15 protein-coding genes and 1 tRNA gene are annotated in these 15,130 nt (G+C 42.0%); 8 read left to right on the top strand and 8 right to left on the bottom strand.

Features of this window, described 5'->3' with window-relative positions; translation table 11 throughout:
* Positions 1-3 precede the first annotated feature (3 nt).
* Entirely contained in the window at positions 4-2,745 is a 2,742-nt protein-coding gene (locus ACFE93_RS16315) for a CBS domain-containing protein (protein ID WP_375474301.1), read from the bottom strand.
* 159 nt (positions 2,746-2,904) lie between these two features.
* On the opposite strand from ACFE93_RS16315, the gene psbZ reads away from it, so the two are divergent.
* The 5 genes from psbZ (at position 2,905) to ACFE93_RS16290 (ending at position 6,410) form a co-directional block, all read left to right on the top strand.
* Entirely contained in the window at positions 2,905-3,093 is a 189-nt protein-coding gene (gene psbZ / locus ACFE93_RS16310) for a photosystem II reaction center protein PsbZ (protein ID WP_292863021.1), read from the top strand.
* A gap of 192 nt (positions 3,094-3,285) precedes the next feature.
* Complete coding sequence (gene ribH, locus ACFE93_RS16305) at positions 3,286-3,864, top strand: 6,7-dimethyl-8-ribityllumazine synthase (protein WP_104908234.1); 579 nt, start codon at positions 3,286-3,288, stop codon at positions 3,862-3,864.
* A gap of 136 nt (positions 3,865-4,000) precedes the next feature.
* Positions 4,001-4,072: transfer RNA gene (locus ACFE93_RS16300), tRNA-Gly, on the top strand.
* A gap of 660 nt (positions 4,073-4,732) precedes the next feature.
* Positions 4,733-5,140, top strand: a complete 408-nt coding sequence (locus tag ACFE93_RS16295) for a hypothetical protein (RefSeq protein WP_094348002.1) — start codon at positions 4,733-4,735, stop codon at positions 5,138-5,140.
* Positions 5,141-5,144: 4 nt separating this feature from the next.
* The gene (locus tag ACFE93_RS16290) at positions 5,145-6,410 is read left to right on the top strand and encodes a glutamate-5-semialdehyde dehydrogenase (RefSeq protein ID WP_375474269.1); all 1,266 of its coding nucleotides are present in this window, start codon (positions 5,145-5,147) and stop codon (positions 6,408-6,410) included.
* Between the two features lie 68 nt (positions 6,411-6,478).
* On the opposite strand, the gene ACFE93_RS16285 is transcribed toward ACFE93_RS16290, so the two are convergent.
* Positions 6,479-7,492 (bottom strand): WD40 repeat domain-containing protein, encoded by a 1,014-nt coding sequence (locus ACFE93_RS16285; RefSeq protein WP_375474268.1) that lies wholly within the window; start codon positions 7,490-7,492, stop codon positions 6,479-6,481.
* Between the two features lie 240 nt (positions 7,493-7,732).
* On the opposite strand from ACFE93_RS16285, the gene ACFE93_RS16280 reads away from it, so the two are divergent.
* Both ACFE93_RS16280 and ACFE93_RS16275 read left to right on the top strand, forming a co-directional pair.
* Positions 7,733-9,304: an alkaline phosphatase D family protein gene (locus ACFE93_RS16280; RefSeq protein ID WP_375474300.1), complete on the top strand. Its 1,572-nt coding sequence runs from the start codon at positions 7,733-7,735 to the stop codon at positions 9,302-9,304.
* Positions 9,305-9,922: 618 nt separating this feature from the next.
* On the top strand, positions 9,923-10,774 hold the full coding sequence (locus tag ACFE93_RS16275) for a universal stress protein (protein WP_375474267.1): 852 nt from the start codon (positions 9,923-9,925) through the stop codon (positions 10,772-10,774).
* A gap of 175 nt (positions 10,775-10,949) precedes the next feature.
* Here the strand turns inward: ACFE93_RS16275 and psbM are convergent, their stop codons facing one another.
* The 6 genes from psbM to ACFE93_RS16245 form a co-directional block, all read right to left on the bottom strand.
* Positions 10,950-11,066 carry a photosystem II reaction center protein PsbM gene (gene psbM, locus ACFE93_RS16270; protein WP_084227279.1) on the bottom strand — a complete coding sequence of 39 codons (117 nt, stop codon included), beginning with the start codon at positions 11,064-11,066 and terminating at the stop codon, positions 10,950-10,952.
* 177 nt (positions 11,067-11,243) lie between these two features.
* Positions 11,244-11,540, bottom strand: coding sequence for a 2Fe-2S iron-sulfur cluster-binding protein (locus ACFE93_RS16265; protein ID WP_375474266.1), 297 nt, complete (start codon positions 11,538-11,540; stop codon positions 11,244-11,246).
* 188 nt (positions 11,541-11,728) lie between these two features.
* Positions 11,729-11,866 carry a photosystem II reaction center protein K gene (locus ACFE93_RS16260; protein ID WP_006195022.1) on the bottom strand — a complete coding sequence of 46 codons (138 nt, stop codon included), beginning with the start codon at positions 11,864-11,866 and terminating at the stop codon, positions 11,729-11,731.
* Positions 11,867-11,944: 78 nt separating this feature from the next.
* Positions 11,945-13,093, bottom strand: coding sequence for a tRNA guanosine(34) transglycosylase Tgt (gene tgt, locus ACFE93_RS16255; RefSeq protein ID WP_375474265.1), 1,149 nt, complete (start codon positions 13,091-13,093; stop codon positions 11,945-11,947).
* A gap of 110 nt (positions 13,094-13,203) precedes the next feature.
* Positions 13,204-13,356: a hypothetical protein gene (locus ACFE93_RS16250; RefSeq protein WP_375474264.1), complete on the bottom strand. Its 153-nt coding sequence runs from the start codon at positions 13,354-13,356 to the stop codon at positions 13,204-13,206.
* A gap of 151 nt (positions 13,357-13,507) precedes the next feature.
* Complete coding sequence (locus ACFE93_RS16245) at positions 13,508-13,960, bottom strand: hypothetical protein (RefSeq protein ID WP_375474263.1); 453 nt, start codon at positions 13,958-13,960, stop codon at positions 13,508-13,510.
* A gap of 374 nt (positions 13,961-14,334) precedes the next feature.
* Here ACFE93_RS16245 and cobS point away from each other — a divergent pair, with 374 nt between their 5' ends.
* Entirely contained in the window at positions 14,335-15,108 is a 774-nt protein-coding gene (cobS, locus tag ACFE93_RS16240) for an adenosylcobinamide-GDP ribazoletransferase (protein ID WP_375474262.1), read from the top strand.
* Positions 15,109-15,130 lie beyond the last annotated feature (22 nt).

Here is a 15,130-nt window from a genome sequence, read left to right as displayed (position 1 = left end):
ATTTTATTTAGGATAGTGTTGCGCTAAAAACTCTTCAGCTTCTCTGCGATCTTTAATCACTCCATCTAAGGTAGCAGCAAGCATATCATCTAATATTTGTCGATATTGAGGCCCTGGTTTGTAACCCAGTTTCTTTAAATCATTGCCATTCAATAGTGGCTGCACATTAGCCCAAACAGTTAAATATTCCCAAATCTGATGTCTAAGCGATCGCGGACTTTGCACAGCAATTAAAATCAGCATTGGTAAATCGTACTGTCGCAACAACTGTACTACTGAACTAGGACTTTGACACTTAGGTAAAGATTCCATTACCTCAGCTTGGGCAGAAGCCAAGTTTTGCAAGCGTTTAATGCCATCTTCTTGCAATTGCAGATTTTTTGCTACTTTTGCCCGATATTGTGGTGCTAGATGGGCGATTAACGCTTCTAAACGCATTTCCCAATGAATGAGGGTTGGTTGCGGGTCAAATCGCCGCAAACAGCGTTCTAGCAAACGTAATTGTCGCAGGAGTTCTGCGTCTAGCTTTAGGGTAGGATGGATGCATTGCAAAGCTTCTAAGTTATCGAGTAACTGTAAAGCTGATTTCCAGTAGGGGGCTTCTAGGATGTGTTTTAATTCTGTTTTCAGTCGAGTTTGTAGGGCTGGAGTTTTGCTATTCTCTTGAGCAGTGCGATCGTAAACACCACTGTTGATGGCATAACGGATAAACTCTTCAGTTTGCGATTCTATCTGAAATCCGAAGCGCACGGCAAAGCGCACGCCACGAAAAATGCGGGTGGGGTCTTCGATAAAGCTATTGGCGTGTAAAACCCGAATTTGTTTAGCTTGTAAATCTAGTAATCCCCCAAAAAAATCGAGTAATTCACCAGTACGAGGGGAAGTCAGGCGCAAGGCGAGGGCGTTGATAGTAAAATCTCGGCGATACAAATCTTGACGAATGGAACTCGCCTCAACTTCTGGATTTGCGGCTGGATAAGGATAGAATTCTGTTCTAGCAGTGGCAATATCTACCCATAGAGAATCTAATTCTGGGTCTTTGTGCCACAACAAAGCCGCAGTTTGAAAAGCCCCGTGGATTTCTAAGCGAGCCATAGGGTAAAGTTGTTGGAGTGCCTTTGCTAATTCCACACCAGCACCGACATCTGCTGATTTATGAAAGCCATCAACCACAAGATCGATATCTTTAATCATCAAAGTGTCCGCTACTGCTTCTGTTAATAGCAAATCCCGCACCGCACCGCCCACTAGATAAAGATGCCAACCCCGTTTTTCTGCCTCTTGCGATGCTGTAGTGAGTAATTGCCACAGTTGCAAAGCAAGGCGATTTTGCAATTCAGTCCTGAGAGGAATTTTAAATTTTGTTAGCGCAGCGTTAGCGAGTCTGTGAGCGTCATTTTGAATTTTGAATTTTTGCTCTCCCTCTTGGTCTTCATCTCTTTCTTGATGCAATTCCCGCAAGACATCAGTACGGGTGACAATGCCCATTAACTGCTCATTTTCCAATACTGGTAAGCGTCCGATATCATAAGTCACCATCAGCGACTCAATTTGTGGTAATGTCGTATCTTGTGTAATTGTTTTGAGATTCTTGGTCATGTAGCCCTTGACTGGTGCATGACTAAATCCGTGGTGTAAGGCAATATCAATATCCCGCCGCGAAATAATACCTACTAGTTGCTCTTGAGTATCGACTACGAATAAACCAGAGTGTCCATAGCGTAATAAAATACGCTGGGCTTCGGCAATTGTGGTTTCAGGCAGAATCGTGCGGACAGGAGAAGACATCAAATCCTTAGCAGTGAGGGGATGGGGAATTTGTGCTTTTATCCCGTCAAGGAGTTGTTTTAATATTGCCTGCGAATCAACTCCCCTTAGATTTAGCGATGCGGCTTGCGAATGACCGCCACCGCTCAAGAGTTGGAATAATAGGTTAAGATTCGTTTTGGGAATTTGCGATCGCCCAATTACAGTTAAGCGTGAATCCTCTTCACCTAAAGGATACTCATTAGCCAATAGTAGGGCATCAATTTCGGTTAATTCCACAAGTTCCGAAGCTAGGCTCGATAGCCCTGGCACAAAAGCCTCAGTTTTCAAAGTTACCCAAGCAACCGTATATCCATGTAGACAGATATCTTCTAAACTTTCCAGTGCCTCAGTTAATAGCTGCTGCAATTGCGGAGATAATCCGGGATCCCGGTAGGTGGAAATTACTGATAAACTAGCACCTTGTTCCATCAACCAAGCTAAAGCTAAAGCATCCCGTGGTGTGGACTGGTCATAAGTCAAGGAGCCAGTGTCAACGTGGATACCTAAAGCCATCACAGTTGCTTCAGCAGGAGTCAAGGAAATTTCCTGTTGTTGCAATTGCTCGACGATTAAAGTTGTCGTGGCTCCTACTGAGTCAATATGCGATCGCGTCGCGGGAATATCTGATTCTTGTCCTAAGTGATGGTCATAAACTATAATCTCTTTTAGACTAGGTAAATCTAACCACTGGGCAGCTTTACCCAAGCGATCGCGCTGTTGTGTATCCACCACAGTCAGAGAGCGAATTTTTTCGGAATTTACCGAACGGCGTTCAATCAAAGGATATTCATCCCGATGCAATGCTAAAAAATCCCGTACAGTAGGATGAGAGCCGCCAGTTAGCACAATCTTGCTTCCCGATAGTAGGTGCGTTAACCCTACTGCTGCTCCTAATGCGTCAAAATCTGCTGTTGTGTGACAAAGAATTAAATCCATAGTTATAAAGTCATTAGTCATTAGTCATTGATACTTAGACAAAGGACAAATGACAAAAATGTTGAAATTTCTGCTAGCTTAAAAATAATAAGAAAGTGTCAGTGTCGCCCTTTAGGATATTCTATACCTTAGTATTTCGCTGTATTGGGAGAAGCAAAAATGACCATAATATTCCAATTTGCCTTGATAGGTCTAGTAGTGTTGTCTTTTGTCCTCGTTGTTGGAGTTCCGGTTGCTTACGCCACTCCCCAAAATTGGGGTGAATCTAAAAAACTGCTCTGGCTTGGTTCTGGCGTCTGGATTGGTTTGGTATTTTTAGTTGGTTTGTTAAACTTTTTTGTCGTGTAGGCGACGGCTTCGCTCTGGCGCAGGCACATAATATAAGAACTAGAGGGGCAGAAAAGCCAAGGTCAAAGGTTAAGGGAAACAAGGGATTTTTTCTTTTTCCTAGTAACTTTATTTTGACCGCGCTTTCCTGCTCCTCTACATTTAAATAAGAAATGTATATTGGCCAGAAGTATAGTTGATAAAGAGGCAGTCATGGCAGTTTTCGAGGGAACTTTTACCCAAACGGAGCCTTTGCGGTTTGCAGTGGTGATTGGTCGATTCAATGACCTAGTTACCGGAAAGTTGCTAGAGGGATGTCAAGATTGTTTAAAACGCCACGGTGTAGACCCTAACCCCCAAGGTAATCAGGTGGACTATGTTTGGGTTCCGGGAAGTTTTGAAGTACCTTTAGTAGCTCGCCAATTAGCAATTTCCCATCGTTATGATGCTGTAATTTGTCTTGGCGCAGTCATTCGAGGACAAACACCTCATTTTGATTACGTATCCTCAGAGGTTTCTAAAGGCATTGCTGCCGCTAGCTTTCAAACTGGGGTGCCAGTAATTTTTGGCATTTTGACAGTGGATACTATGCAGCAGGCCCTTGAAAGGGCAGGCATAAAAGGTAATCATGGCTGGGATTACGCTCTGAATGCCCTAGAAATGGCAAGCCTCATGCGGCAACTGCGTTCTAACCTGGCAGAGCCATATTCTCGTAATAGCCAGTCTTTGCCAGCCTCTTTTCAAAGTACCAGCGTCGGCAATTTAACTGTCGAGTCAGAAGAACTCGGCTAATCCATCATTAGTCATTTGTCCTTTTTGTCCTTTGTTATTCATTAATGACGAATGACTAATGACGAATGACCAATGACCAAATTAAGGGGTTGACAATGACAAATAAATCTGAGATATTAATATTTGGGTGATGATCGCGGGTATAGCTCAGTGGTAGAGCGTCACCTTGCCAAGGTGAATGTCGCGCGTTCGAATCGCGTTACCCGCTTCCAACTAAAACCTCTTGAATTTAAAAATTCCAAGAGGTTTAGTCTTTTTAGGGTGCGTTGAAGTATTCAGAAATTAGCTCTGCACTCTTGTAAACCGCTCCAAATGTGGACAGATTAATCAAGATTAGCCACAATCTATATATTTGGACAAAGAGTTACACACTACAATAGATGTTTTAGCAATTCTCCCTTTGCAAACGCTTGTGAATTTTAAGGAATAGAGATTGAATCTAATGCCAATCTAACCTTGAGAACTCATATTAATATATAGGCGCAAAGGGAAATTAGGAGTTTGTTAATGTGTGTTGTTTACAAGTGTAGCCTTCCCAAAGGATTTGCTTTCGGAGTGGTCGCCACCTATGCTTAAAATTGTACCGGGTGTGTCAGCATAATAAATCTCCAAAAACGCAACCACATTACCTTGAAAGCGACAGATGAAGAGAAGGAAATTTTTAAACAAGATCGCCAGCTACGGGGAAAGACTACAAATAGATAACTCCGTACTAATTTGGCAACTAGTATACTTAAAGTTAGCTGCATCTACTATTTTTAATCAGGACAATGTTTGTATTGCCTTTCTATGTATATAAGCACAGAAGCCTCTAAGGCATTATATTCTCGCAGTTCGTGTAAAACACGCTCAAGTTATTAGAACGCTTGTGCAATCTCAAAAACCCGAAAAAATCGATTTCAATACCGAATACCCCTGTCCCTGTCGTCGTCGGGGTCAGTTAATTCCGATTACGCTGACAGAAGCATTTGGTTGCGATCGCTGTCAGCAAATCTTTGTGGTAGAAGATAATGGTCACGTCCTAGAACAGCTTTCCACCACCTATCCCTACAAACGGGCTTGGCGTTGGATGGGAAATAGTTGGCATGTTGTCCATCCTCGCTTGGGAGAAAGCTATCTGCCTATAGCGCTGGGCATTATTTTCGTGCTAGTGATTATATGGCTGCCATTAGCACTGCGATTAGCAAATGGTTCCAGCATTATTGCTTGGGCAATGGTGGCGGTGCTATTGGCTATCCTACCAGCACTAATGGTCTGGCTTACCTACAGACGTTAACTCAATGACTGTTGAAGTTTTAGATGACCACCCCGAACCGATTACTAGTGCCCAACGAGCCTATCAAGCTTCCCTAAAGTTGGGACTCACAAAGGGAGCAGATCGCAGTCGTGCAGTATTGGCAATGGCCAAGGCGATTGAGCGCTCATTTGATGACATTCTAGAAGCCAATACCTTGGATTTAGAAGCCAGTCGGGAAATGGCAGTGCCTGAGCTGATATTGGATTGGCTGAAGCTGACTCCCACAAGGCTAGAGATGACAGTAGACATTTTACAACGGTTGGGGGAATTATCAGATCCGCTGCGACGCGTCAGAACCGCTGATTATCAACTGGAAGATTCCCAGAGTTATACCCAGTTAATGCCCTTGGGAGTAATTGGATTTATTTATGAGGCGTTTCCCGATTTAGGGGCGATCGCAGCGGGTTTTTGTATCAAAACTGGTAATTGTATAATTCTCAAAGGCAGTACTGAAGCTAGCCATTCTAACGCGGTCATCGCTGAGGTACTGCAAAGTGCGATCGCAGAAGTTGGTCTAGCTCCGGGCTGTCTAGAACTGATCACAGCAGAACATGGTGCTTCGATTCGAGATTTAGTCATCCAAGACCAGTACGTGAATTTAGTTATTCCCTATGGACGTTCTAGCTTAGTGCAGCAGGTAGTCCGACAGTCAACTTGCCCAGTTTTGAAGTCAGCGATGGGTAACTGTTACCTTTACTGGTCGCTGAATAGCAGCTTAGAAATGGTGCGCTGGATGATTCTTAATAGCCATCAAAGTGAACCCGATCAAGTCAACGCCATTGAAAAGGTACTAATTCATCGTCAAGCCTTGCCATCATCTTTAGCAGTTTTATGGAACAGCTTGATAGAAAAAGGCTTTGAAATTAAAGGTGATGCAGAACTAGTACAAGCCTTTCCTCAGTTGCAACTGGTAAAGGAAGGCGAATGGGGAAACCCTTATTTAACAAGGACAGTAGCTTTTAAACTGGTGGATAGCTTAGAGGCTGCGATCGCCTGGATTAATGAATACAGCAGTGGTCATGCCGACTCCATCGTGACTGAATCCTACCAGGAAAGTCGGCAGTTTGCCTTGGGAGTTACTAGTGCCTCTACCTACATCAACACTTCCCCGCGTTTTTCCCGCAACCCTTCGCGGGGAGATTCAGTGTTTCTCGGTATGTCTAACCAAAAAGGTCATCGTCGGGGATTTATCAGCCTGGAAACCTTGACTACCGTTAAGCACATTGTTCAGGGAAATGGCAGGTTTTAAATAATTCGTAATTTCTACAGTACAATTCTGAATTGTGAAGTAAAACTATCTCAAATCACCGTGAATAATTAAATTCCCCACACCTCAACGGTGCTGTCTCCACTCCAAACAAATAGTCTCTGTCCATCTGAGCTAATTGCAAGACCAGTAATTGACGATGAATGACTTGTGAGACTACAAAGTTCATGACCTGTCCGAATGTTCCACACTTTAATGGTTCCATTGTCTCGACTACCACTAAGTAAAAAGCGTTGATCGCGGCTGACAGTAATTACAGGCATATACCCTGAAAGGCTTAAGGTGCAAATTACTTGTTGTGTTTGCCAATCCCATATTTCATAGTTTTGGTCAAAGCCTTGTTCTTCACTCACTAAAACTTGCGAATTTGAATAGATAAAATTATGACCCAGATCAAACATAGAAATATAGGAAATTATTTCTCCTATTTGTATATCCCACAATTCACAAATTTCTCCGTCAACAGCATTTAAAAATGATTGACCATCTGGGCTAAAAGCAATATACCAAAACCAATCTGAGCGCCGATGTGTAGTGAAGATTTTTTCTTTTGTTTTTAGATCCCACACTTCAGCATAATCATTACAATTCCAAAGTCCTAAAACGTGATTGTTGGGTGCGATCGCGATTTGATCGAATTCCTTCGTTGCTTCTGGCTGGAATGTGCATATTACTTGTTGTGTTTGCATATTCCACACTTGAATTATGTTTTTATAATTACAAGTAACTAAGGTTTGCAACTCTTGGCTTATATCTACACAAGCTATCTTGCGAACTTCATCTGTATACCTTTCAATAGTAAAAAGATATTTAAAAAATAAATAGGGGTTGTATGCCTGTAATGCTAGTTTTACTCTTGGCTCTGTATTTTCCTGAAGTAGCCAATAAGCTGCTTCTTGAACATCAACCTCTGAGTTGTGTAAAGCTTGAATAATCAAGTCTAAGCCAGCTTCTCCATACTCAAAAGCATCTAGAAGGGCATCAGTTTTTTGTTCAAATTTTCCATAAGCTAGCAATTGCTTAACTTTTTCAATCTCTCCCAAAACTGTATTGTTAACTGTCATAAATTATTTACTATTTTGGTGGTGGGTTTAAATTCCCCACAAAATTTTCTCAGTCCCAATCCCCTAATTCAATTTTAAACTTAACAAAATCTTAATTTCTACTTGATCCTGGTTTGGTAGGTTCCTTGTGTTTGGTTGAGCAGCAATTAGGAAACAAGTCAAATCAAGCCATTATTTGTGCTTTTACAACTGACCCTCCTGAAGTTTGCCAACTGTATTTACATCTGGGAAGGGGTGAAGATGGAACTTATGGATGGTACACGCCTGCTAGCAAATCGGTGCAAACGGCGGAATTTTTTGTTGGGTGCAGGATTCTTAACAGGTTTAACAATAGCTAGCCAATGGCATCCGGTATTGGCTAACTCAAGGTTTTCTGGCTATCCGTTTAGTCTTGGTGTTGCCTCTGGCGATCCTTTGCCGGATGGTGTTGTTATCTGGACACGATTGGCTCCAAATCCACTCTCTGGAGGTGGAATGCCACTGGTAAATGTTCCAGTGCGGTGGCAAGTTGCCCTTGATGAAAATATGAAACAGGTTGTGCGGCGAGGAACAGTACTAGCGACACCAGAGTTAGCACACTCAGTCCACGTTGATGTCCGGGGGCTAAACCCTGACCGTTGGTACTGGTATCAATTTCAAGCAGGTAAGGAAGTTAGCCCCATTGGACGGACTCGTACAGCACCAGCATTTTATAGCTATACCCAACAACTGAACTTTGCTTTTGTTTCCTGTCAAGACTGGCAAAATGGCTACTATACGGCTTATCGGCATTTGGCTGAGGAAAATCTCGACCTTGTGGTTCATTTAGGTGACTACATCTATGAATACGGGCCCCAATCTGGTGGGCCCCGCCAGCATAATAGTCCAGAAATTATCACTCTTTCCGACTACCGCAATCGCCACGCTCTGTACAAAACTGATCCGAATCTCCAGGCTGCTCATGCGGCTTTTCCCTGGATTGTCACTTGGGACGATCATGAAGTTGACAACAACTACGCCAACTTAAGCCCCGAAGATAACCAAACCCAAGAGGCTTTTAGAAAACGCCGAGCCAATGCCTACCAGGCTTACTACGAACACATGCCCTTACGTCAGTCTTCATTGCCCAAGGGCCCAGACGCGCTGCTTTATCGGCGGTTGACTTTCGGTAATTTAGCTGAGTTCAACGTCTTAGACACCAGGCAATACCGCACTAATCAACCTTGTGATGACGGATTCAAGCCTCGCTGTCCCCAAGCTTTTGATACAAATGCTACGATGACCGGCTCAGAACAAGAACAGTGGCTACGAAAAGGGTTAGACCAATCGCGATCGCGCTGGAATGTGATTGCTCAACAGACCATGCTAGCCGAATACAATTTCAATAGTAGTTCAGGTGTCGGTGTCTTCAATTTAGATCAGTGGGACGGTTACGTGGCTGCACGTAATCGGCTCTTGAGTTTTCTCAACCAGCGCCAACCCTCTAATCCAGTGGTAATTGCTGGAGACATCCATTCTAGTTGGGTACACGACCTGAAGCTTGACTTTAATAACCCAAACTCACCAACTGTAGGCACTGAGTTTGTAGGAACCTCAATTACATCTGATTTTCCCACAGCATTCATCGCTCCAGCTCAAGCTTCCCTAAGCAACAATCCCCATACTAAGTTCTTTGACGGTGCTTACCGAGGATATGTCCGTTGCAACCTGACTCCAAAACGCTGGCAAAGTGACTATCGCGTTGTATCAAGCATCGTTGACTTGAATGCCTCTGTCAAAACCCTAGCTTCGTTTGTAGTCCAAAACGGAGAACCAGGGGCACTTCTAAGTTAAGTAAATCTCACAAGTCATCAAACAAACCCTCCAAATATAATCTGGAGGGTTTCAATATAGTCTTAAATATGATTTCGACTATTAGAATATCCGAATTCGGATGTTGTTATCCCGCATTTTGCAGGTGTTCGGATATAGCAATCTTATCTGATTTATCAAAACTGCAAAACACTTAAAAAAGCAGGGAAGATAGGAAATTCAGAAAAAATGTAGACTATTAAAGTCGGAAGCGATCGCCTGTTAAGGCTTATACTGAATCAATTTTACTATAAAGTTATTTTGGCATTTATTTGCAATACTTAACTAAACTCTAATTAACAAAAGTAAACATAGATTAAAATAATAACTAACATCATAATTTATTAAGTTCATCAGACTAAATTGAGAGTATGCTTAATAGTTGAAGTCTAGTTGAAAGTTTAAGTAACTAAGTGCAAACAAACTTAAACATTTGTTTAGTTTTTTATCTTTTGCCGTTTGTTTAAGTGTTAAATACTAAAAAACAAAGTTTATTTGTGCCGACTTACTAACTAGGTTGTCAAGTAAGGTGCTGAAAATACGACCAGAGCCAAGTACCAACAGCGAAAACAAAAGTAAACTTCACAAAAATTACGTAAGATGATCAGAAGAATTTTGCTGGCTGTATCGGGATTGGGACACGCAGAGGAAATGCTCAAAACCCTGAAAGAAATCCCTTCAATTCAATCTGCAAAAGTTACGATTTTGCATGTTGTTCCTGCACAAAGAACTGCTACTACCATGACAGCTAAATGGGAAAATGGTGGTAAAATTCTGGCGAATGCCATTCAAACCTTGAACTTAGATCCTAGCCAAGTTTCTTCAATTTTGCGTGAAGGCGACCCTAAAGATGTGGTTTGCCAAGTCGCTGATGAAATCGACGCTGACTTAATTATTATGGGTTCTCGTGGACTGAAGCGGCTGCAATCGATTTTATCGAACTCAGTCAGTCAGTATGTTTTCCAACTATCTTCTCGCCCCATGTTGCTGGTAAAAGATGACATTTATGTTAAAAGAATTAAACGCATTATGGTGGCAATAGACAATTCTGATTCAGCAAAAAATTGCTTGAAATTAGCACTGTTTTTACTCCGGGATATTCCGGGTGGCGAGTTAATTTTGGCAAATATTAGTGCAGATTTTGGGGGTAAAAAATCGGAAATAACCCAGGTTAATTCCGACAAAAATCCAGTTTTAGCAGCCGCTGTTGCAGAAGCGGAAAAACAAGGCATCCAATCTCGTTCTTATATCAGCAGTGGAAAGCCTGGTGAAGAAATTTGTCGATTGGCAGAAGAGTTGAATATAGACTTATTATTGCTCGGTTCTCCAGATCGTCGTCCATCGATCGCTAAGAGTTTTGTTGACATAGATCGCCTTATCGGATCTTCCTTGTCTGACTATGTTCGAGTCAATGCCACTTGCCCAGTATTGTTGGCGCGGACAATCGCTTAAAGTAAACAGTGTTGAGTATAATAATTGTTGTCATAAAATAGTAAAGAAGTAAGATTTGTCTTGTCTTTACTATTCAGCACTCAGCACAGGCTACGCTAACAGCACTAAATGATAGTTGATAAATAAAAACCCCTACACTATTGGTGCAGGGGTTATTTATTTTATACACAAATTCTTAACTATCTTTTCCACCTTCGCGGCTAGCAGTTTGGATGTACAGAATTAGTAAAAACACAGCAGGGACTAGTACGAACAAAATGCTCGCTATGAACCCCAGGTCATTAACTTGCATGGCAAGAAAGCCTCTCTTAAATTTCCAGTCAACAACATTAGGATAGCATCAACGATGACAGAGTTATACCAATTCAAAATTCAAAATTCAAAATATCCGCGTAGCGTCTCGTATAGAGGAAACTCAATTTTAGTAAGTATTTTGACTACTGACTGGATACATGACACATTTGAGAACTTAAGGCTTCGTGACTACGCTGACTGAGCCATTCACTAAAGTTTGACAGGCAAGGCGGTAATTTTCCGGCTTTTTCTTGAATTTTCGGTTTTCTACGTCTGTGCGGGGGGAAAGATTTTCTAGTCCTGCGACTATTTCTACAATACAAGTACTACACTGACCATTACCACCACAATTGGTCATCTTGCCAATCAATTTATATATGTCAATGCCATTTTGTATCGCCTTGAGGCGGAGATTAGCACCATCTGCCGCCACTACTTCTTTATTTTCTTTAACGAATTTGATATTACCCACAACTAACTTCCTCCTTAACTAATAAGCTTGGCTTTCAAGGCTTCATATTGACATAGCTTGATTAACATCTTATTTATTATAATAATTTGTTGCAAAATATTAATAAATATTAACTTTATCAAACACGACGCTGCAAAAAAAATAGGACAGGTAGTCTACCTGTCCTATAAATTGAATAATAGATTAACTTATCTAAATCCCACAGCTGCTTGCCAAACGAAAGCAAGCAACAAGAAGAATACGGGGATAACTGGGAGAACGTCTACCAAAGGATCGAAGATTTGGTAAGCTTCTGGCAGTTTTGCTAATAAAAGTGCTGCTTCCATGTTTGTTTAAATCCACCTATCCAACACAGCTTTCATAATTGAGAAGTATCTTAACATGGTTTAAGTCTCGATCGTTGGTCAATAGTCATTTGTAATTTCACCCTTATCTGATGCTGATTCAGATGAGTTGAGCCAGTGACCAAATTCTGCAACAAAGCGATCGCTCAATATTGCTTCTCGAATTTTTTGCGTAAAGCTAATTAGTTCGGTAATGTTGTGAATGCTCAACAAGGTGTAAGCCAAAATTTCCTGCGATCGCACTAAATGAGATATGTAAGCACGGCTAAAATTTTCACAAGTGTAGCACGAACAAGTTTCATCTAATGGCGTAAAATCGTCACGAAACTTAGCATTTTTTAAATTCCAGCGTCCGCCTTGGACTATCGCTGTACCATGTCTTGCCCAGCGGGTGGGAATGACGCAATCAAATAAGTCTATACCAGATGCGATCGCGATCGCCATTTCTCGATAAGTACCCACACCCATCAAGTAACGCGGCTTTTCGGGGGGTAGAAGCGGTGCTGTCACTTTGACAACCTCAGCCATCAATTCTGGCGGTTCTCCCACACTCACGCCACCAATGGCATATCCGGGCAAATCCAATTTAGCTAAAGCTTCCGCAGCACCGCAACGCAAATCCAAATACACGCCCCCTTGCACAATCCCAAACAACGCCTGATCGCTGCGTCGATGAGCTGTTATACAGCGTTCTAACCAGCGGTAAGTGCGCTCAGTTGCAGTTTCTACCTCTTGGCGAGTCGCTGGGTAGGGCGGACACTCATCAAAGGCCATAATCACATCGGCCCCCAAAGTATTTTGAATTTCAATGGAGCGCTCTGGTGTTAAATTGATAATTTGTCCATCATGGGGCGAGCGAAAAGTTACGCCTTCTTCAGTAATTTTTCGCATTTCGCTTAAGCTGAAAACCTGAAACCCACCCGAATCTGTGAGCATTGGGCCGTTCCAACCCATAAATTTATGCAACCCACCACCCCCAGCCACGATCGCTTCCCCTGGTTGTAGGTGAAGATGATAAGTATTGGATAAGATCATTTGTGCCCCAGTATCTCGTAGCTGAGATGGAGTAATAGTTTTGACATTAGCCAGCGTTCCTACTGGCATAAATCTGGGGGTTTCTACAAGACCGTGAGGGGTGAAAAACACTCCTGCTCTAGCTTTTGTTTGACTACAGCAAGCAAGACATTGAAAAGAAAAATTCGCACTCATGCCATTTGGAATTTTAGATTTTAGATTTTGGATTGTGAAACACTAATCTGGTAAAGAGTTTCAGAAATCCATAACTAGTACAACGCCGCAGAAATAAACCTACCATTTCATTACAGCCAGAAAGCCCAAAATGAAAGCTTTTTAACTTTTGATTTTTGAACGCCAGTTGCTTCTCCCCTTGGGAGACGCTGCGCGAACAAGTCGGCAGAGCCGCCCAACGCACTGGCTCCTTTTGACTTCCGCCTTGCGATACTAGCAGCCATAAAACCAAATGGTATTAGGGCAAAATTAATATTATTTGGCTAAATTATGGACAAACATCAATAATTGGTAATTGAGTTTTAGTGAACACTTAAGCATTCATTACTAACCTAGTTACCAACTTTACGAGTATATACTCTAAATAATTGTTATTTAGAAAGAATCAGAACAGTCATCGTCAATTTCTGCATCCCACCTGGCTGAGAGTACTTGTTCCATCATCGCTTCTATGGCGCTGACATTGAAGCTTCGCTCTCGTCGCTCTTGTAAAGGGGTTGATCGGGGAATTAACCGCAGACACACTCCTTCTTGGATCAAATCGAAGTAGGTTTCTTGTTGCGACGACTGTTTTAGTTCCAAGTAATCAAAACTACAAACATTCAGATATAGCGCGCGGTTAGCCACTAAGGTAGACCTTTGCGGATTGGCAAAAACTTCCATCACATCCCCTTCACCCTCGCTCAGTACCTTATCTTCTTGGGTGTAGATGTAGTGGACTCGACCTAAATCTGCCAGCAATCGCCGGATGTCGAGCTTATTCACAATGATGCCCGTGTTAATAATGCACGGAGCCGGTATCCTGGTGTCGGGTAGATGGTGACTCATAGGAAAATTGCGATTGAGCTAAGGAGAGCAACAACATAGCTAAACTGTCATAATTGAATAGCTTGTTTACTCCCTACATTTAAAAAAATATCAATTTTATGGGGCAATCGTCTAATAATTTGGAGTAAGTTTTTAATTGACAAATACAAAACACAAATTTTACTCCCTAATGGAATTTTAACTTCCTAAATAATTATTTATGTATAAAGAATTACTCCAGTTATTTAATTGCCACTTAGACCAGCATAACAAAATTTTCAACGAGAATGTTTAATGGAAGTAAATCTTATCTAAAGTTTTAAAGTCTACTGATGTTGGTTGTACCGAAATAAAGACTATTATCCAGCAATTTACCAAAAATTAATGTAATTTAGATGACGAAACAGCAACAGTGGTGGAAAAAGCTGCTGTTAAAGCTGGCAGCTAGTATTATATTTTACACAATTATTCCACTACCGTATTTAAACGGATTGGATTTTCGGGGAGTGGCACGTCTTGCTTCCCTTGTCGGGTTGATAATTGGGGGCATTTTAGGGTTACTGGATACGGGAATGAATTATATTGGTATGCCCGTGCTAACTCGCAGTGCTTTGGTAGTAAGTATTTGGATTGCCATAACTGGAGGATTGCATTTAGATGGGGCAATGGATACTGCCGATGGTTTAGCAGTGGGCGACCCAGATCGGCGACTGGAGGTGATGGCAGATAGTGCTACAGGTGCTTTTGGGGCAATGGCTGCGATCGCCTTGGTGATGCTGAAAATAACAGCTTTAGCGGATATGCCAGAAAACCGTTGGTTATTGCTGATGGCTGCTTGTGGCTGGGGACGTTGGGGACAACAACTAGCGATCGCGCGATACCCTTATCTGAAAGCTACTGGTAAAGGCGCATTTCACAAACAAGCCATTCGTTCTTACAAAGATTTGTTACCGGGATTGTTGTTGTTGTTTAGTTTGAGTGGTTTACTTTGGCTAATAGATAAACAGCAGCTATTTCTCGCACTGACAACGATCGTTGTTGGAAGTGCGATCGCCACTTTAACTGGTGCATGGTTCAACTACAAATTAGGTGGACACACTGGAGATACTTACGGCGCAGTCGTTGAGTGGACTGAAGCCTTATTTCTCTGTGTATTGACCGTTTTTTAAGAAATGGGGAACGGGGATTGGG

Origin of the sequence: uncultured Nostoc sp. (assembly GCF_964247315.1) — a bacterium.
Taxonomy (GTDB): domain Bacteria; phylum Cyanobacteriota; class Cyanobacteriia; order Cyanobacteriales; family Nostocaceae; genus Nostoc.
The sequence above is the reverse complement of the archived record's forward strand: the minus strand, read 5'-3'. Positions and strand labels throughout refer to the sequence as shown.

Coding starts and splice junctions, on each gene's coding strand:
- ACFE93_RS16315 (WP_375474301.1), bottom strand. CDS start 2,745: ATGGATTTAATTCTTTGTCACACAACAGCAGATTTTGACGCATTAGGA.
- psbZ (WP_292863021.1), top strand. CDS start 2,905: ATGACCATAATATTCCAATTTGCCTTGATAGGTCTAGTAGTGTTGTCT.
- ribH (WP_104908234.1), top strand. CDS start 3,286: ATGGCAGTTTTCGAGGGAACTTTTACCCAAACGGAGCCTTTGCGGTTT.
- ACFE93_RS16290 (WP_375474269.1), top strand. CDS start 5,145: ATGACTGTTGAAGTTTTAGATGACCACCCCGAACCGATTACTAGTGCC.
- ACFE93_RS16285 (WP_375474268.1), bottom strand. CDS start 7,492: ATGACAGTTAACAATACAGTTTTGGGAGAGATTGAAAAAGTTAAGCAA.
- ACFE93_RS16280 (WP_375474300.1), top strand. CDS start 7,733: ATGGAACTTATGGATGGTACACGCCTGCTAGCAAATCGGTGCAAACGG.
- ACFE93_RS16275 (WP_375474267.1), top strand. CDS start 9,923: ATGATCAGAAGAATTTTGCTGGCTGTATCGGGATTGGGACACGCAGAG.
- psbM (WP_084227279.1), bottom strand. CDS start 11,066: ATGCAAGTTAATGACCTGGGGTTCATAGCGAGCATTTTGTTCGTACTA.
- ACFE93_RS16260 (WP_006195022.1), bottom strand. CDS start 11,866: ATGGAAGCAGCACTTTTATTAGCAAAACTGCCAGAAGCTTACCAAATC.
- tgt (WP_375474265.1), bottom strand. CDS start 13,093: ATGAGTGCGAATTTTTCTTTTCAATGTCTTGCTTGCTGTAGTCAAACA.
- ACFE93_RS16250 (WP_375474264.1), bottom strand. CDS start 13,356: ATGGCTGCTAGTATCGCAAGGCGGAAGTCAAAAGGAGCCAGTGCGTTG.
- ACFE93_RS16245 (WP_375474263.1), bottom strand. CDS start 13,960: ATGAGTCACCATCTACCCGACACCAGGATACCGGCTCCGTGCATTATT.
- cobS (WP_375474262.1), top strand. CDS start 14,335: ATGACGAAACAGCAACAGTGGTGGAAAAAGCTGCTGTTAAAGCTGGCA.